Below are 17962 nucleotides of genomic sequence, written 5' to 3'. Positions count from 1 at the left end.
GGCGGGACGCTCTTGGTATGGATGCGCTTGTTGAGGTCAGTGGGCTGACGAAGAGGTACGGCGACACCTTGGCGGTTGACGGTGTCGATCTGACGGTGCTGCCGGGTGAGGTGTACGGGTTCCTCGGGCCGAACGGTGCGGGCAAGACGACCACGTTGCGGATTCTGACCGGGCTGATCGCCCCGAGCAGCGGCACGGTGCGGGTACTGGGCGGGCGGCCGGGTGACGCCGGCGTACTCGGGCGGACCGGGTCGATGATCGAGTCGCCCGCGTTCTACCCGTACCTGTCCGGCCTGGACAATCTCCGGTTGCTCGCCGAGTACGCCGCCGTGTCGCGGGAGCGGATCGACGAGGTGCTCGAGCTCGTCGACCTCACCGAGCGCGCGAAGGACCGGTTCTCGACGTACTCCCTGGGGATGAAGCAACGGCTCGGGGTCGCGGCCGCGCTGCTCAAGGACCCGGAGCTGGTCATCCTCGACGAGCCGACGAACGGTCTCGACCCGGCCGGGATGCGCGACATGCGCCGGCTGATCCGCGACCTCGGCAGCGGCGGGCGGACCGTCGTCCTGTCCAGTCATCTGCTCGGCGAGGTGCAACAGATCTGCGACCGGGTCGGCATCATCAACGCCGGCCGGATGGTTGCCGAGCACAACGTCGACGAACTCCGCGGCGAGCAGGAACTTGTCGTCCGCGCGGCCCCGAAGGACAAGGCGCAGAGCATCCTGACCCGCTTCGGCAGCGTGCACCGCTACGACGACACGCTCCGGGTGCAGGTGGATCCGTCGAAGGCCGCCGAGGTGAACCGCACCCTCGTCGAGGCCGGCATCGAGGTGTCCGAGCTGCACACGACCGAACGCGCCCTCGAAGACATCTTCTTCGAGCTGACCACAGAGCTGAAGACCGAGGAGCAGACAGATGCTGGGTAGCTACCGCGCGGAGATTCTCAAGCTCCGCAAGCGATCCGCCGTCTGGGTGCTGTTCGGCGCCGGCCTCGTCCTCAGCCTGATCTTCGGCTACCTGCTGCCGTACCTCGGCTACGCGACCGGCGACGACAACCCGCAGACGACCGGCGTACCGCGCGCGGAAATCCTCCGCGGCATGCTGCCGGAACGCGTCATCGACAACACGATCGGCGGCTATCCGATCTTCGCCGGCGCCCTCGCGCTGGTGCTCGGCGCGATCGTGATCGGCGGCGAGTACACCTGGGGCACGCTGAAGACCGTCCTCACCCAGCGCCCGCGCCGGCTGACGATCCTCGGCGCGCAGTTCGCCGCGCTCGGCACGATGATCGCGCTCTGGGTCGTCGGGATCTTCGCAGCCTGCGCGCTCTGCAGCGTCGGTATCGCGGCCGCCGAGGACGGTTCGATGAGCTGGCCGAGCGTCGGCGACCTGCTGCAAGGCCTGGCCGGCGGCTGGCTCGTGCTGATGATGTGGTGCCTGGCCGGTGTCGTCCTGGCCGTTGCCTTCCGCAACGTTGCACTGCCGATCGGGCTCGGCGTGGTGTGGATCCTCGGCATCGAGACCTTGCTGGCCGGCGTCGTGAGCAGTCTGCTGCCGAGCCTGAAGTGGCTCGCCGACATCCTGCCCGGTACCAACGCCGGCTCGCTCGTCTTCGCCGTCACCGGAATGGCAGCCTCCGACGCACCCCCAGGAGTACGCGACGCCGTCAGCGGCAACCGCGCGCTCCTGACCCTGCTCGCCTACTGCGCAGTCTTCGCCGCCCTGGCCGCCTGGACCACCCGCCGCCGCGACATCACCTGACGCCGGCGTGGACGAGGGCCAGTTCGCAGAACATGGCGTTTGCCCAGGAGAACCATTCGCGGGTGAAGTTGTGGGGGTTGTCGACGTCGAACCCCTCGTGCATCTGGCCGGTACCGCCGGTGGTGTCGCGAAGGAGTTCGAGGAGGCGCTGGCGTTCCTCCGCGGACGTACTCGAAATGCCCTGTACGGCAAGGGCGATGTGCCAGATGTAGCGGGGCGGGGTGTGCGGGCTGCCGATGCCGGCGGCCGCCGTGCCGCTGTAGTAGTACGGGTTGTCCGGGCTCAGCAGCAGCGAGCGCGTCGCGAGGTACGTCGGGTCGTCCGCGGCGGCGTACCCGGTGAGCGGGATCGACAGCAGGCTCGGCATGTTGGCGTCGTCCATCAGCAGCGTCTGTCCGAGGCCATCGACCTCGTACGCATACACGCGCCCGTGCACCGGATGATCCACGGTCCCGTACGAAGCGATCCCCTCGTCGATCTCGGCCTTCAGCGCCTTCGCGCGATCGGCGAGCGGCTCGTCGCGCAGGACCTCGGTCGCGATCTCCTGCAGGTACCCGAGCACGACCGACGCGAACATGTTGCCCGGTACGTTGAAGCCCAGCTCGGTGGCGTCGTCGCTCGGCCGGAACGCACTCCACGACATCCCGGTCGGGCGGGTCAGCCGGCCGCGGCCCTCGCGGGCGAGCGTGTCGGACGGCAGCATGCCCGGCTCGTCACGCTGGAAGCTGTACGTCGAGCGCGCCTCGTGGTCCTGCTCCACGGTCCACAGCTCGACGACGGCCTCGGCCGCGGCCCGGAACCGGTTGTCGATGACGTCCGTACGTCCGGTGATCCGCCACAGCCGGTACGCCAGCTCGAGCGGGAAGCACAGCGAGTCGATCTCGTACTTGCGCTCCCACACCCACGCCGTCATCTCGGTCTCGTCGGTGACGTGCCCGGCGCCGTTCGCCTCCTTGTTGAAGGCGTTCGCGTACGGGTCCAGGACGACGTACTCGAGCTGCTTGTGCAACACGCCGATCAGTACGTCCTGGAGCCCCGGATCGTCCTTGCACAGCAGCAGGTACGGGCGCAGCTGGGCGGCCGAGTCGCGCAGCCACATCGCCGGGATGTCACCGGTGAGCACGAACGTCGTACCGTCCGGCATCCGCTCGGCGACCGCCGGCAGGTTCTCCGCCATCGAGCGCCGGAACATCTCCGCGATCACCTCGTCACCGCTCGCCCGCTGGACGGCCGCAACGGCGCGGGAGAGGACCTCGGGGTCGATCATCAGAACATCTACCTTTCAGGAACCAGAGCGGGGTTGGGCGAGAAGGTCCGGTCCAGGACCAGGCTGGCGGCGCCGATCGCACCGACGTCCGCGCCGAGCGAGGTACCGGTGACCTCGAACGGGTGCACGGCCTGCAGCAGGAACCGGTCTTCCAGGGCGTTGCGTACTGCGTCGTTCAGGACAGGGGCGAGACGCTCCCACTGCGGACCGCCGAAGACCACGCGATCCAGGTCGAGCAGGTTCGCGATGTCCTCGACCACCTTGGCGATCCTCGAGGCCAAGGTCACCACGATCAGGCGGGCGCCATCTGTCCCGTCGGCCGCGAGCGAGCACAGCCGCGCGAACGCCTCGTCGACAGCCTGCCTGTCGTCGAGATCGATGCCTTCGGCAAGTACGCCGGCGCGCACCGCCTGCTGCACCAGGTACCGCGGCTGGCTGGCCTCACCGACGCAGCCGCGCCGCCCGCAGTAGCAGACCGGCCCGTCGGGATCGACGATCACGTGACCGATCTCGCCGACGTTGCTGGACGATCCGCGCACCACGTCGTCGCCGATCACCAGCCCTGCACCGACGCCGGTACCGAGGTAGAAGAACACGAAGCTCCCGCCCTGGCCGGCCCACTTCTCCGCGGACGCGGCCGCGGTCACGTCCTTGTCCAGGACGACCGGGAGGCCGGTCCGTTCGTGGAGCTGGTCGCGCAGCGGGACCAGGTGCCAGGTCGAGAGGTTCGGCGGGTCCACGACCACGCCGCGGTCGACGTCGATCGGGCCGGGGGCGGCGATCCCGACGCCGGTGACCCGGTCGCGGGCCGCACCCGATTCGGCGATCACTTCCTCGATCGTCTTCGCGATCCCGTCGATCAGCAGGTCGGGATCGTCGGCGTACTGGTCGACCGGCCGCCGGGCGACCACTTCACCGGTCAGGTCGAGCAGGACGACGGTGACGACGGCCGGGTCGAGATGGACGCCGACGGCGTACTGACCGGTCGGCTCGAGCTCGAGCAGCGTGCGGGGCTTGCCGAGACCGGCGCCGCGCAGGACGCCCGCCTCGCGAACCAGACCGGCGTCGAGCAGCCGGCGCGCGATGTTCGAGATCGCCTGACCGGACAGGCCGGTCGCGGCCGCGAGCTCGACACGGCTGAGTTGTTCGCTGCGGCGGATCGCGTCCAGCACAACGGCGTCGTTGAACCCCCCGACGCGATCCAGATTCGTCCCCCGTCTAGCCATTCGGGTCGGCGCCCCAGGGCTGTGACCAGTCGTACTCGATCGCCTCGGAACCCGATCGCCACGCGGTGGGCGTGGTGTTCGTGAGCCAGTCCGTCGGCTCGATCCCCTCCGGCGCGCCGCCGTCGAGCGCCAGCCGGATCCCGTCGCGGAGCACACGGTCGCGCTCGGCAGTCCGGGCCGCGGGATCGATCGACAGGAACAGCGCCGTACCGGATCGGGCGACCAGGTCGAGGAAGCGCGCGTTCAGCTCCCACGGCGTCTGCGGCGTGCACGGGACGCAGTCCGCGTCGACGGTGAAGAACCGGTTGTGCTGCGGCAGCCGGAACGCGAGCGTGTTCACGCCCATCTTCCGGGTCCGCTCCCAGTCCCGGCCGGAGGTGTCGTCACCGATCCGCTGGACGTCGACGAGACCGGCGGCGAGGTGGCCGACGGTGTTGCAGCCGATCAGTACGAGGTCGTCCGCCGCGGACCTGATCTCGCGGTAGAGACCGAGCACGATCTCGGCCGTGGTCCGCGACGGATCGTGGAACTGCCAGCCGTCACGGGTCAGCCGCGACCCCATCGCGGGGCCGAACGCGCCGAACACGTCGTACGTACTGAAGTCGTGCTTGACGAGCTCGAAACCCCAGTCCTTGAACCGCCGCAGGTCCACACGAAGCCCGTCCAGGACCTCGGGGTACGTCGGATCGAGCGCCCGCCCCGGCTTGTCGTGCGGGGCCGTCGAGGTCAGCGGGCTCGGCTCGCGGACCAGGAGCGGGCGGAACCAGATGCCCGGTCGCGCACCGATCGCCTTGATCGCTGCCGCCGTACCGGCGATGTCGTCGAAGACGCCCGGCGTGCCGCGGTCCCACGGTCCGCCCGAGCAGACGCCGCCCGGGTACCAGCCGTCGTCGACCACGCTGAACGGTCTCACCGGGTGGCCGTCGGCGAGCTCGACGATCGTGGACGCGTCCTTGAGGACGGCCTTCTCGTCGAAGTTCTCGCCGTAGGCGTAGTACCAGTTGTTCGCACCGACGACAGGCCCGGCCACCGGCGCGGGCTCAGGTCGCGCCGGTAGCCGGGTGCTCAGGGAGGCGACCGCTGCGTCCAGGGTCTGCCAGGGAGTGCCCGCGTCGTCGAATCGTCGCACGACCGCTGCTGTCAGCGTACGGCCGTCCAGCCGAACAGGCCCGCCACCGTTCCGCAGGTCGAGCCAGAGGGTGAAACCGTCGCTGTCGACGGTCCACGAGCAGAACGCGTTCGGCTGCACGTCGACGCCGGCGCCGGTCGTCGTACCGGTCCGGGGGTCGTGGACGAGGAAGTACCAGGGCAGGAAGCGTTCGGGTTGCTGGTGCCGCCACTGCAGGTCACCGTACGAGCGCTCCCAGGCGTCGCCGAGGATCAGCGCACCGTCCGGCAGCTTCTCGGACCAGCGCAGCGCGACCCGGGAGATCCGGGTCGCGGTGACCTCGATGGTGCCGTCGTTCCAGGTGACCTCGGCCCCGGCGCGCGATGGTGCGGTCAACCCGTCCGAGGGGCCCGCCTGGACGAAAACAGCGCTCGGTTCTCTCACCTGACTCCCTCGGGCGGAATTAGTTTCCCCAGAGACTTTAGTTAGTGCCGCTCGGACCGGTCAAGGCGGAGACCGCCGCCACGAGACGGTCGACATCCGACTGGTCGTTGTACGGCGCCAGGCCGGCGCGGACCGCACCAGCCGGGCCGAGACCCAGGTGCCGGGCCGGCTCGTACGCGTAGAACGAACCGGCCGGCGCATTCACTCCGGCTTTCGCGAGGTGTTCCGCGACGGCGGCCGGGGCGTGACCCTCGACCGTGAAGAGCAGGGTCGGCGTACGGTTCGCGGCGTGCCCGTGGAGGGTGACGCCGGGGAGCGCGGCGAGCCTGGTCTCCAGGTCGTCACGCAGTACGTCCTCGTGTTCCTCGACCAGCTGGAGCGAGGACACGAGACGCTCACGGCGCGTGCTGCCGGAGCCCCCGAGGCCGGCGATGAAGTCGACCGCGGCAGTGGTGCCGGCGAGGAGTTCGTACGGCAGCGTCCCGAACTCGAACCGCTCGGGCACCGTGTCCGACGACGGCAGCAGCTTGTCGGGCTTGAGCGTCTCGAGCAGCTCGGGCGCAGCGGTCAGGACACCGAGATGCGGCCCGAAGAACTTGTACGGCGAGCACGCGTAGAAGTCGGCGTACTGGGCGTCGACCGGCGCGTGCGCCGTGAGGTGCACGCCGTCGACGTAGATCAGCCCACCCGCCTCGTGGACCTGGTCGGCGATCTTCTGGGTGTCCGGACGGGTGCCGAGGAGGTTCGACGCCGCGGTGACGGCCACCAGCCGGGTGCGGTCGGTGAGGAGCGGTGCGATGTCGTCCAGTTCGGATGTCTCCGGGTCGAAGCCGAGCCACTTGAGCGTGGCACCGGCAGCCTCGGCGGCCTGGACCCAGGGGCGGACATTCGCGTCGTGGTCCAGGCGACTGACGATCACTTCGTCGCCCGGCATCCACGACTTGGCGAGCGTTCGGGAGAAGTCGTACGTGAGCTGGGTCATGCTGCGACCGAAGACGATCCCCTGCGCCGTCGTGCCGAGCAGATCGGCCATCGCCTGCCGGGCGCCGACGACGATCTCGTCCGCGCGGCGTTCGGCGGCGGTCAGCTGCCCGCGGTTGGCGAGCGCCGAGGTCATCGTCCGCGCGACCGCGTCGGCGACCGCCTGCGGGGTCTGCGAACCGCCGGGACCGTCGAAGTGCGCGGCGCCCTCGTCGAGCGCGGGGAACTGCTTCCGGACCGTGACGACGTCGAAGGCACTCATGTGCGTCATCCTCTCTCGCTCCTGACACCCGCCGCCAGTCACTGCCCGAATACGGATAAAGATGCGCGAACTGTCGGTGCCGTAGTGCAGGATGTCAGGAGTGAGCACGGTAACGACTCCTGACAGCGCCTCCGATCAGGTCCCCGCCCAGGACTGGGTTCCGACCATGCTGGCGCTCGCCGCCATCTGGGGCTGCAGCTTCTTGTTCATCTCGGTCGGCGTCCGCGAACTGCCGCCGCTCTACCTGGCGCTCGGACGGGTGGTCGCGGGCGCCGTCGTCCTGCTCGCGATCCTGGTCGTGAAGCGCGAGCCGCTACCGCGGGACCCCCGGCTGTGGGCGCACTCGTTCGTGGTCGGCGCGATCGGCTCGGCGATCCCGTGGACCCTGTTCGGGTACGGCGAGGAGCGCATCCCGTCGTTGCTGGCCGGCATCTGGAACGGCATCACCCCGCTGATCGTGCTACCGATCGCGGTGCTGCTGTTCCGTACCGAGAAGTTCTCGGCGCAGCGCGGATTCGGGCTGCTGATCGGATTCCTGGGCATGCTCGTGGTGCTCGGTGCGTGGCGCGTGCAGAGCGGCGCCGACCTCCTCGGCCAGGGCCTGTGCATGCTGGCCGCGTTCTTCTACGGGCTCGCGATCCCTTACCAGAAACGGTTCCTGGCCGGCACGACCCTGTCCGGTACGGCCCTGTCCACCACTTTATTGCTCTGCGCAACGGTGCAGCTGGCGATCGTCGCTCCACTGGTGACCGGGCAGGCCCCGCCCGCCCCGTGGTCGCTGTCGCCGAAGGTGCTGCTGAGCGTGCTCGCGCTCGGGGCGTTGGGCAGCGGGTTCGCGTTCGTGCTCAACATGCGCAACATCCGGCTGATCGGCGCGAGCCGTTCGTCGATGGTGACGTACCTGATGCCGGTGTTCTCGATCCTCGTCGGCGTGATCGTCCTGCACGAGCACATCACCTGGTACCAGCCCGTCGGCGGCCTCATCGTCCTGGGCGGCGTCGCGGTGTCGCAGGGTCTGTTCAAGAACCTCGGAGGTTCGGCACGGCGGCGACCACTACCGCAGTGAGTGCCAGGAGGGTGCCGACGACGACCGGTGCGGTGATCGGCTTGTCGGCGACCGGGACGAAGACGTCGATGAACAGGCTCGCGATCAGCTGACCGGCGATCGTGCCGAGGCCGAGGACGAACACCCCGACGACGCGTACGACGGCGGCTGCGGAGCTGATGAAGATCACGCCGCACAGGCCGCCGAGGTACAGCCAGGGCTCGCTCGGGAGGTGCCGTGGCACACCGCGGAGCGCGAGGTCGACGAGGAAGACGACCAGGAGCGCGACGAATCCGACCAGGAAGTTCACCACACCGGCGGCGACCGCGCCGTACGCATCCGGAGACGCGGTGCGCGCGACCCGACCGTTGATCGCCTGCTGCACCGCAGTGCCCACGCCGGCCAGCGCGGGCAGGACCGCGAGGAGCAGACCGTCCGGGTGACTCAACTGCTCCGAGACCGCCAGGGCGACCGCGACCAAGGCGATCAGGGCACCGACGATGCGCAACGGAGTCAGCGGCTGCGGACCCGCGGGCCCGAACCCGAGGCGATCGACAACCAGGCTGCTGATCGCCTGCCCGGCAACTCCGGCCACCAGGAACACCGCGACACCGATCACGGACACGGTGATCGACTGCGTCGCGACGAGGAAGGCACCCGCGACGCCGCCGACGCACTGCCACCAGCGCAGGCTGCCGTGTCCGCGCATCGGCTTGCGGATCGTGCGCCACACGTTGCCGAGCCCACGCCGTACGGGCGGAACCACGGCCGTCGCGATCAGCAACACGAACAGACCGGTCCCGAACGAGATCAGCGCCGCGGGCACGCCGTCGCCGAGGATCCCGCCCAGCTCGCCGTTGATGCGGGACTGCACCGCCACCAGCATCCCGATCCCGAACGCCGACGTCAGGCCGACGAGCTGGTGCCGCCGGGTCGAAGCGGCCGGGGGCATGGCGGTGGTTGTCACGTCACAATCATGACCGTTCAGGCCGTAGCGCCTGACAGCAGGTCCAGATTATGACCGGCGGATCAACGCGAGGTACATGGCGTCGGTGCCGTGCAGATGCGGCCACAGCTGCACGTCAGGCCCCTCCCCCAGGTCCGGTACGCCGGGGAACAGCGACCGGGCGTCCTCTAGGGTCACGTCGTCGCGGCGACCCAGAACGGCGTCGACGACCGCGCGGGTCTCGTCAGGGTGCGGCGAACAGGTCACGTACGCGACGACACCGCCCGGACGGACCGACGTGATCGCGGACTCGAGCAGCGCCTCCTGGAGCGGACGCAACTCCTCCACGTCCTCCGGAGTACGGCGCCAGCGCGCTTCCGGACGGCGCCGGAGCGCTCCGAGGCCGCTGCACGGTACGTCCGCCAGCACCCGGTCGAACGAACCGGCCGGCCAGGTGGGCTTCGTGCCGTCACCGACCAGCACCTTGTGGTCGCCGGGGATGGCGCGCAGGTTCTGCCGGACGAGATCCGCCCGGTGCTTCAGCGGCTCGACCGCGGTCAGGCGACCGTCCGGTACGAGGGCCGCGAGCAGAGCCGACTTGCCGCCGGGCCCCGCGCACAGGTCGAGCCACTCGGCGTCGTCACCGTCGACCTTCGCGGAGGCCAATGCGATCGCGACCAGCTGCGATCCTTCGTCCTGTACGCCGGCCCGCCCGGTCGCGACCGCCTCGATCCGGCCCGGATCACCACCACCGTCGAGCACCGCGCCGTACGGGGACCAGTGCGCAGGCGTCGCACCCGCAGCGACCAACTCGTCCACGTCCGCCAGCCCGGGACGAACCGCCAGCGTGACCCGTGGCGGCTCGTTGTCCACGGCAAGCAACTCCTCGAGACCCTCAGGGCCGTCGGGGATCGCGCGCTCGAACGCGTCGATGACCCACCGGGGATGCGCCTCAGCGATCGCCAGGTGACCCAGGCGATCCTCCGCGTACGGCGGCGCGGTCGTCGCGATCCACTGGTCGAGCGTGCGCTGGCTGATCTTGCGCAGCACGGCGTTCACCAGGCCGGTGCGCTTCTGCCCGAGCTCGGACCGCGTCAGCGTGACCATCTCCGACACCGCGGCGTACGAGTCGACGCGCATGTTCAGCAGCTGGTGCGCGCCGAGCCGGAGCATGTCGAGCAGCTCCGGGTCGAGGTCGGCCAGCGGGCGCGAAACAGTACGCGCCAGGAAGACGTCGTACGTGCCCTGCCAGCGCAGCGTCCCGTGCACGAGCTCGGTGCAGAAGGCCGCGTCACGGCCGCTGAGCCGTGCTTCGCGGAGCGCCTTGTTCAGCGCGAGGTTGGCGTAGCCGCCCTCGCTCGTGACCTGCCGGATGACCCGGTACGCCACCCGCCGGACCGGATCGGCCAGCCGCTGCGGACCTCTGTTGCGCGGCGAACGATCGCTCACGCCTTCATCCCCAGGGCGTCGTCGTCGGTGAGGCGGATGCCGCGGGCCCAGTCGGCGGCGGCCATCGGCTTCTTGCCCTGCGGCTGCACGGTGACGAGCTCCACCGCCTTGCTCCCGGTGCCGACCTTGACGCTCGACTTCGTCGCCTGCAGCTCGCCGGGCTTGAGCTCCTCGTCGGTCAGCCGGACGGCGAGCACCTTCAGCCGCTCGCCGCGGAACGTGGTCCACGCCCCAGGCGCCGGGTTGCAGCCGCGCACCAGCCGGTCCACCCGCTGCGCCGGGGCGCTCAGATCCAGCTCGGCGTCGTCGACCGTGAGCTTCGGCGCCAGCGTGACGCCGTCGGCGGGCTGCTCACGAGCCTCGAGCACGCCGGCCTCGATCCCGTCGAGCGTGTCGACGAGCAGCTTCGACCCCGACACCGCGAGCCGGTGCAGCAGGTCGCCGGAGGTGTCCTCGGGACCGATCGGTTCGGTGAGTACGCCGTACACCGGGCCGGCGTCGAGCGCCTTCACGATCCGGAACGTACTCGCACCGGTCACGTCGTCACCGGAGATGATCGAGTGCTGCACCGGGGCCGCACCACGCCAGGCCGGCAGCACCGAGAAGTGCAGGTTGATCCAGCCGTGCTCCGGGATGTCGAGCGCGGCCTGCGGCAGCAGTCCGCCGTACGCGACGACCGGGCAACAGTCCGGGGCGATCTCCCGCATCCGGGCCAGAAAGTCCGGGTCGCTGGGCTTGACCGGCTTGAGGATCTCGATGCCACCGAGCTCTTCGGCGTACTGCGCGACCGGGGACGCGACCAGCTTGCGGCCACGGCCGGCGGGCGCGTCCGGACGGGTGACGACGCCGACCAACTCGTGGCCGCTCGCCACGATCGCCTCGAGTGCGATGACCGCAGGCTCCGGCGTACCGGCAAAAACGACTCTCACAGGCCAAATCCGTTCGTGGGGTGTGGCGAGACCTTGAGCTGCGGTGGGCCGGCCAGGCCGGACCATTCGGCTTCGCGGATCGCCTTCATCGCCTGTTTGCGGGTCTCGCGGTCGAGGCGGTCGACGAACAGGACGCCGTCCAGGTGGTCGGTCTCGTGCTGGATCGCGCGGGAAAGGAGGTCGGAGCCCTCGATGACGACCGGGTCGCCGTACATGTTGAAGCCCTTCGCGATCACCGACAGGGCGCGGCGGCAGTCGTAGGTCAGCCCGGGGATCGACAGGCAGCCCTCGGGGCCGAACTGGTCCTCGGCGGACAGCGTCAGCTCGGGGTTGATCAGGTGCCCCAGCTCGCCCTCGACGTGGTACGTGAACACGCGCAGTCCGACGCCGATCTGGGGCGCGGCCAGGCCGGAACCGGGTGCGTCCTGCATGGTGTCGGTGAGGTCCGCGACCAGGCGGCGCAGCTCGGCGTCGAAGTCGACGACCGGCTCGGCCTTGGTGATCAGCACGGGGTCGCCGAACAGGCGGATGGGTTGGACCGACACAGACTCTCCACACAGGTTCCACGGACCGGGACCGAGCAAGTCTACGGGGCCCGCGGAGTGGAATTCTCGTCGGAGGCCCCTCCCGTTTGTTGCCACAAGCACGTACTGTGGTCCCAGGCGTACCCTCAGTCACTGTCGTCACACGCCGCTCGGGAGACCCAATGCTCACAGCAGCACGGGGGGCAACTCTGATCCTCCTGGGTGCACTGCTCGCCCAGGCACCCCTCACCGCCCAGGCCTATCAGCCACACAGCCCCGAAAACCGCACCACACCACCAGCAACACAGCCAGCCACACAGCCGACGGCCCCGGCACTGCAGCCCACCTCGGCGCCCACCGCGACCGACGCTCCGCCGACAGCCCGCTCGTGGAGCGATGTCGTGAAGGAAGTCACGGAGACTTCTCCCGGAGACGTCCAGCTGCGGTCGGCCGACAGCACGTCGCAGGCGGCGTCGATGATGCGCTGCTTCAAGCTCGACACCGAGGACTACTGCCTCGGGCTCGGCTTCGTGAACCAGTTGCCGACCGGCGAGCAGCGGCACGCGCTGATGGATCAGCCGAGCGAACGCTCCGCGGCCGACGCCGGCGTCGAGCAGGACATCGCGACCGGTGACCTGACACCGGCCGAGTTGGTCGCTCAGCGCGCCGCTCTTCCGAAGAGTCAGCGCGTGACGATCGAGCTCGACGAGATGCAGGCCGCGTGGAACGGCCGCGACAAGGCCCGCGAACTCCGCGACCTCGCAGCGTCTGCTGCGCCGGTGGCTCCGGCTGCGCCGGTGGCTCCGGCTTCGGCGTACATCATGAAGGGGTTCCAGACCTCGCAGGAGAAGGGGTACTGGTGTGGTCCCGCCACGTTCCAGTCGATCGACTGGGCCGACGACAACCAGAAGGACACGCAGGCGTCCTGGGCCAAGGACCTCGGCGCGACAACCAGCGGTACGGCGATCTCCGCGATGGTGCAGCAGACCAACCTGAAGACCGCCTGGCCGAAGGCGGCCGGCTCGTACATCGTGCAGAGCGTCTCGACCTGGAACGCGCAGACCTTCTTCACCGTGCACCAGAAGCACCTCGGCGTCTACAAGGCCCCGGTGATCGAGCACGTACAGCTCCTCAAGCGGTACTTCCCGTACCTCGCCTTCAACCACAGCGGGCACTACCAGGTCGGCCGCGGGTACGACAAGGCGAACGGCACGATCGGGATCTACGAGGTGTTCAACGAGCGCCGCTTCAACAGTCGCGGCAACGTCACCGACGGCCCGAAGAACATTCCGGCCACGGCGCTGTTCAACGCCACCCTCGCCAATTCCTTCAAGAACATCGGGCTGTGATGCGTCGCCGTACCGTTGCCCTAGGCACTGTTGTTCTCCTGCTCACGGGCTGCTCGTCCAGCCCACCGGTGAGCAAGCCGACTCCGACCCCGCCGCCGACGCCGGCCCCATCCACTCCGGGGCGGCCGACCGACGCGGGGACGGCGTTGCCGGCTTGGAAGAACGTTCTGCGGCAGCCGGTCGACGGCGAGCACCTCGTCACCCAGCAGCGCAAGTACATTGTCACCCGGGGCAGCGACGAGGCCGGTACGACGACCATCGCGGACCGCTCCACCAAGAAGGTCGTCGTACGGCACGTCCCCGCCACCGGTTTCGTCGCGCAGTCCCCCGTGGTGATCGACGACCATTGGGCGCTGATCGAGGACATCCGCTCCGACGGACCCGACCCGCAGATCAAGATGCTGCGCTACGACCTCACCACCGGCAAGGCGAGCACCCCGACTGCGCTGCCGCCGGTCTCCGAGCCTGAGATCGGTGCGTACGACGGTACGTTCGCGTACAGCTCGACCGACGCGAAGAACCGCTCGTGCCTGATCGCCGCCGACCTCGCGACGCTGAAGGCCCGTACGGTCACCTGCGTCGCCGCGCCTGGCTACATCGCCGATCCGGTGGTGTCCGCCGACACAATCACGTTCAGCGAAATCGTCGCGCCCGAGACCGCCCGCCGGTGCAAGCGCGTACTGACCGCCCCGCGGACCGGTGGCGCTGCGCAACCGGTGCCGGCGGCAACCAACTGCATCCAGTGGAGCGGCGCCACCGTGCGCGGCGCGACGGTCTGGTCGGAGGTCGGCGCGTCCGATCCGGACCAGTACCAGAGCAAGGCGTACGTCCGGGAGTCCGGCGACTCCCCCGCCCGCCCGCTCGGCATGATCGTCACCGACACGATCCTTGCCTGCGGCAACTGGATCCTCTGGGAGACGCGCACCGTCAGCGCGGCCGGCGAGGAGTCGTACCAGATCAACCGCTGGCGCCCCGGCCTGCCGCAACCGCAGACCATGTACGCCGGGAAGCCGAACGTCGCGCTCACGCCGATGACCTGCCAGGACAGCACCGTCTACGTCGAGGCAGCACACCTCGCCACCACCCCGACGTACACCGAAACCATCTCGGCAGCCGTCTAGCGGCGCGCTACCAGCGCGCGTGCCGGACTCGCACCCGGCCGAACCCCACGCCGCCGATGATCCGGATCCGCGGCCCGGTGCCGGACGACTGCCGCGGCGGCCGGTACTGCGAGTCCTTCCAGCCGGTCTTCAATCCGTCGATCTCGACGACCGCATTCCGCGGCACCCGGATCTTCGCGCTGCCGGTGCCGAGCTTGAGCTCGATGTCGACGTCCTGCTGCTCGAAGATCGCCCGCGACAGGTCGAGCGTGACCCGCCCGAACGCGGACTGCACCGTCAACTTCCGCGGCACCCGCCAGACACCGGCCCGCCGGATCCGCCCGGCCGCCGCCGAGATGGTCGCCGACCGCCCCGGATCCGGCGCCGGCAGCGAGCTCAGCGCGACCTCGATCTCCCGCCTGGTCCGCGCCGACAGCACCTGGTGCAGCCGCTGGTCCATCTCCTCGTGCGTGAGGTAGCCGCCGGTGAACGCGTCCTGGACGCGCTGCACGGCGGCGTTGCGGTCGACATCGCCGATCGCCGGCGAGCGGTCGTCCGGTACGAATCTCACCTGTTCACTGTAGTGCGAGGCCGCGGTCGTGGAGTTGGGTACGGAGGTTTGCGCCGCCGGTGAAGACCTCGGCGTCCAGGCCGGCGGACCGGGCCGCGACGATGTTGTACTCCATGTCGTCGGTGTAGAAGGTCCGCGCCGGGTCCAGGCCGAAGCGCTCGATCAGGATCCGGTAGATCTTCTCGTCCGGCTTCGCGGTCTGCTCGATCCCGGACACGACCTCCCCGTCGAAGCGAGTCAGGATCGGGAAAGCGTCCTTGGCGACCGCCCATTTCTCGCCGGAGAAGTTCGTCAGCGCGTACGTCGGTACGCCGGCGTCCTGGAGCTCCGTGAGCACCGCGGCGGTGTCCTCGAACACGCCCTTCACCATCTTGAGCCAACCGGTGTCGTACGCCTCGATCCACTCCGCGTGCTCCGGGTGCAGGCCGGTCAGCTCGGCAACCGCCTCGGCCCACGGCCGCCCCTCGTCCTGCTTGTGGTTCCAGGCCGGCGTCACCACGTTGGTCAGGAAGTGCGCCCGCTCCCCCTCATCCGGAATCAGGTCGGCGTACAGGTAGGTCGGACTCCAGTCCAGCAACACCCCACCGATGTCGAACACCACCACGTCAACCGCACGCTCACTCATACCTCCCACCCTACGAGACCGCGGCGCGGCTCAGGCGGTCGCCGCGTTTGCTTGGGCTCGGGCGTGGAGGGCGGGAGCCAGTGCGTACTGGCCGATGAAGATGATGACGCCGAGGACGGCGCAGCTGAGCCAGGTGATGGTTGGGCCGAGGTGTTCGAGGGCGTTGGTGCCGGCGAGGGGGCCGACCACTGTGCCGACGCCGAACGCCATGCCGGACAGACCCATGTAGCGGCCGCGCAGGTCGACCGGAGCGAGGTCGGCGAACACTGCACCGATCACCGCGGCGAACCCGATCTCGCCGAGCGTCCACACCACCACCGACAGTGCGTACCCCCACCAGCTGTGCACGACGGCGCCGACCCCGAAGCCGAGACCGACGACGAGCATCGAGGCCGCGAGCAGCTTCGGGCGGTCGAGCTTCACCATCCAGCGGCCGAGGAACGGCTGCACCAGCACGATCACCACGCCGTTCAGCGCGATCACCAGCCCGTACGTCCTGGAGCTGAGACCGTCCTCCGACATCGCGAGCGGCAGCGTCGAGTACCCCTGCATGTAGATCGTCGCGTACCCGACCTGGAGCAGGATCATCAGCAGGAACACGTTGTCCCGGAGCGCGACGGCGAGGACGGGGCGCGGCGGGGTGGTCTCGTCGAGGACCGGGCGGCTCTCCGGGACCATCGCCCAGATCACCGCACCGGCGATCACCGACGTACCGGCGTTCAGCCAGAAGAGCAGGCCGTAGCCGATCGAGGCGAGGACGCCCGCGCTCACGGTCGACACCGAGAAGCCGAGGTTGATCGCCCAGAACAGCAGCCCGTACGCGCGGACGCGTTCGGTCGGCTGCAGCAGGTCTGCGACGGTTGCCTGAACGGCGGGACGGAACAGGTCGCCGAGCAGGCCGACCAGGAACGCGCACACCCAGATCAGCGCCATGTCGCGCGCGGACCCGAGCAGGATCAGCGCGGCGGCGGTGCCGAAGAAGCAGATCAGCATCGTCAGCCGGCGCCCGATCCGGTCGGCCAGGAACCCGCCGACGAGCTGCGCGGTGACGGTACCGGCGCCGACCGCGGCCGCGACGGCTCCCGCAGTACCCGCGGAGAGGTGCCGGTCGTGGGTCAGGTAGAGGACGAGGAACGGCTGGACGAAGCTGCCGAGCCGGTTGACCAGCTGGCACACCCACAACGCCCAGAACGCCCGCGGAAGGGCGGCGGGCCGGGAGTTGCCGACGGCGATTGCGCTCATGGTTCCACTCTCCGTTGCCGCCAGGGCGTTGTCGATGATTAGGCTCAGGGCTAATCTGGACCGGTGATCACGATCAGGCTGAGCACCGCGGACGTCGGGCGGATCCGGTTCGCGCTGGCACCGCTCTGGGAGACCATGACGAGTGTCCGGGCGCTGAGCAACAACACCGCCCGCAGCGTGCACGGCCCGTGGCTGCAGAAGGTCCGGCCCACCATCGAGGGCGACGACCTGACGTTGCTCAAGGCCCTGATCCCGCCGTACGGCTATGTCCCCGACTTCCTCACACCCGCGCCGCCGCGGCGGTCGACGAGCTTCGAGTCGGGCCTGGCCGCGGTCGCCGGCACCCCTCTGGACCTCGTGGCGGACGAGCTCGCCAGGCTCCACACGGACACGCCGCACCCGCTGCTGCCCGAGCTGATCGCACGCCCGGCCGCCGGCCTGGAGCGCATCACCACGGCCCTCGAGTCGTACTGGCACCGCGCGATCGAGCCGGACTGGCGCCGGATGCGCGCCCTGCTCCAGGAAGATCTCGCATTCCGCCTCGACGAGTTGGCGAGCGGCGGGCTGGAACGCCTGTTCCGCAACCTGCACCCGTCGATCCACTACCGCAGCGACCGGATCGAGATCGAGCGGCCGTTCTGCTGCGACGGCGAACCGATGACCGGTCAAGGCCTCCTGCTCGTGCCGTGTGTCTTCACCTGGCCCGCCGGTCTGGCCGTCACCGCGGCACCACACGTTCCGACCATCACCTACCCGCCGCGCGGTCTCGGCCGGTTGTGGGAGGACCGCCAGGACACCGCGGACTCGCCTCTCGCCGACCTTGTCGGCCGTACTCGCGCCGCGATCGTCAGCCATCTCGATCTGCCGATGTCCACAACGCATCTGGCCCACCAGCTGGGCGTGTCGGCGCCGACCCTCAGCGTCCATCTGAGCATCCTCCGCAATGCGGGCGTTGTCGCATCCCGTCGCGACGGGCGCACCGTCCTGTACCACCGCACGCAGCTCGGGCACCAGATGCTGTCGGCCTCCACGACGCTCGCAACGACCGCCTGATCCTTGACAAGGCCAGGGCGGTCGGCGAGATTGGCTGATGGCGCCGACCGGTCGCCGAGCCGTGGAACGTCCGCCCCAGT

17 protein-coding genes are annotated in these 17962 nt (G+C 69.6%); 6 read left to right on the top strand and 11 right to left on the bottom strand.

Annotated features, from left to right (window positions below; all coding sequences use genetic code 11):
* The first annotated feature begins 17 nt into the window (after positions 1–17).
* Positions 18–926, top strand: a complete 909-nt coding sequence (locus tag ACGFI6_RS31115) for an ABC transporter ATP-binding protein (RefSeq protein WP_393124838.1) — start codon at positions 18–20, stop codon at positions 924–926.
* On the top strand, positions 916–1761 hold the full coding sequence (locus tag ACGFI6_RS31110; protein WP_393124836.1) for an ABC transporter permease subunit: 846 nt from the start codon (positions 916–918) through the stop codon (positions 1759–1761). Before ACGFI6_RS31115 ends, ACGFI6_RS31110 begins: the two co-directional genes overlap by 11 nt.
* Here the strand turns inward: ACGFI6_RS31110 and ACGFI6_RS31105 are convergent.
* From ACGFI6_RS31105 to ACGFI6_RS31090, 4 genes are read right to left on the bottom strand one after another with little or no spacing between them, the layout of a single operon-like run.
* Positions 1754–3028 (bottom strand): glycoside hydrolase family 125 protein, encoded by a 1275-nt coding sequence (locus ACGFI6_RS31105; RefSeq protein WP_393124834.1) that lies wholly within the window; start codon positions 3026–3028, stop codon positions 1754–1756. The two genes, ACGFI6_RS31110 and ACGFI6_RS31105, sit on opposite strands and share 8 nt — an antisense overlap.
* A gap of 8 nt (positions 3029–3036) precedes the next feature.
* Entirely contained in the window at positions 3037–4254 is a 1218-nt protein-coding gene (locus ACGFI6_RS31100; RefSeq protein ID WP_393124832.1) for an ROK family transcriptional regulator, read from the bottom strand.
* Complete coding sequence (locus ACGFI6_RS31095) at positions 4247–5806, bottom strand: hypothetical protein (protein ID WP_393124830.1); 1560 nt, start codon at positions 5804–5806, stop codon at positions 4247–4249. Before ACGFI6_RS31095 ends, ACGFI6_RS31100 begins: the two co-directional genes overlap by 8 nt.
* A 37-nt stretch (positions 5807–5843) precedes the next feature.
* Positions 5844–7049: a cysteine desulfurase-like protein gene (locus ACGFI6_RS31090; RefSeq protein WP_393124828.1), complete on the bottom strand. Its 1206-nt coding sequence runs from the start codon at positions 7047–7049 to the stop codon at positions 5844–5846.
* Between the two features lie 100 nt (positions 7050–7149).
* Between ACGFI6_RS31090 and ACGFI6_RS31085 the strand changes: the two genes are divergently transcribed.
* Entirely contained in the window at positions 7150–8115 is a 966-nt protein-coding gene (locus ACGFI6_RS31085) for a DMT family transporter (protein WP_393124826.1), read from the top strand.
* Here ACGFI6_RS31085 and ACGFI6_RS31080 read toward each other — a convergent pair.
* From ACGFI6_RS31080 to def, 4 genes are read right to left on the bottom strand one after another with little or no spacing between them, the layout of a single operon-like run.
* Complete coding sequence (locus ACGFI6_RS31080) at positions 8069–9061, bottom strand: DMT family transporter (protein ID WP_393124824.1); 993 nt, start codon at positions 9059–9061, stop codon at positions 8069–8071. The genes ACGFI6_RS31085 and ACGFI6_RS31080 overlap by 47 nt on opposite strands.
* A gap of 48 nt (positions 9062–9109) precedes the next feature.
* On the bottom strand, positions 9110–10489 hold the full coding sequence (locus ACGFI6_RS31075; RefSeq protein ID WP_393124822.1) for an RsmB/NOP family class I SAM-dependent RNA methyltransferase: 1380 nt from the start codon (positions 10487–10489) through the stop codon (positions 9110–9112).
* On the bottom strand, positions 10486–11418 hold the full coding sequence (gene fmt, locus ACGFI6_RS31070; RefSeq protein WP_393124820.1) for a methionyl-tRNA formyltransferase: 933 nt from the start codon (positions 11416–11418) through the stop codon (positions 10486–10488). The genes ACGFI6_RS31075 and fmt overlap by 4 nt, the downstream gene beginning before the upstream one ends.
* Positions 11415–11963, bottom strand: coding sequence for a peptide deformylase (gene def / locus ACGFI6_RS31065; protein ID WP_393124818.1), 549 nt, complete (start codon positions 11961–11963; stop codon positions 11415–11417). Before def ends, fmt begins: the two co-directional genes overlap by 4 nt.
* A gap of 380 nt (positions 11964–12343) precedes the next feature.
* Between def and ACGFI6_RS31060 the strand changes: the two genes are divergently transcribed.
* Positions 12344–13291, top strand: a complete 948-nt coding sequence (locus tag ACGFI6_RS31060) for a C39 family peptidase (protein ID WP_393124816.1) — start codon at positions 12344–12346, stop codon at positions 13289–13291.
* Complete coding sequence (locus ACGFI6_RS31055) at positions 13291–14412, top strand: hypothetical protein (RefSeq protein WP_393125507.1); 1122 nt, start codon at positions 13291–13293, stop codon at positions 14410–14412. Before ACGFI6_RS31060 ends, ACGFI6_RS31055 begins: the two co-directional genes overlap by 1 nt.
* 7 nt (positions 14413–14419) lie before the next feature.
* Here ACGFI6_RS31055 and ACGFI6_RS31050 read toward each other — a convergent pair whose 3' ends face one another.
* From ACGFI6_RS31050 to ACGFI6_RS31040, 3 genes are read right to left on the bottom strand one after another with little or no spacing between them, the layout of a single operon-like run.
* Complete coding sequence (locus ACGFI6_RS31050; protein ID WP_393124814.1) at positions 14420–14962, bottom strand: DUF1707 domain-containing protein; 543 nt, start codon at positions 14960–14962, stop codon at positions 14420–14422.
* Between the two features lie 4 nt (positions 14963–14966).
* A complete protein-coding gene (locus ACGFI6_RS31045; protein ID WP_393124812.1) occupies positions 14967–15587 on the bottom strand; it encodes an HAD family hydrolase in 621 nt (206 codons plus the stop codon).
* 30 nt (positions 15588–15617) lie between these two features.
* Complete coding sequence (locus ACGFI6_RS31040; RefSeq protein ID WP_393124810.1) at positions 15618–16829, bottom strand: MDR family MFS transporter; 1212 nt, start codon at positions 16827–16829, stop codon at positions 15618–15620.
* A gap of 63 nt (positions 16830–16892) precedes the next feature.
* Between ACGFI6_RS31040 and ACGFI6_RS31035 the strand changes: the two genes are divergently transcribed.
* Positions 16893–17882: an ArsR/SmtB family transcription factor gene (locus ACGFI6_RS31035; protein WP_393124808.1), complete on the top strand. Its 990-nt coding sequence runs from the start codon at positions 16893–16895 to the stop codon at positions 17880–17882.
* Positions 17883–17962: the final 80 nt, after the last annotated feature.

The sequence above is a fragment of the Kribbella sp. NPDC048928 genome, assembly GCF_043197975.1.
Classification (GTDB): domain Bacteria; phylum Actinomycetota; class Actinomycetes; order Propionibacteriales; family Kribbellaceae; genus Kribbella.
Note: the sequence above shows the minus strand (reverse complement) of the source record. Positions and strands in the feature narration are given on the sequence as shown.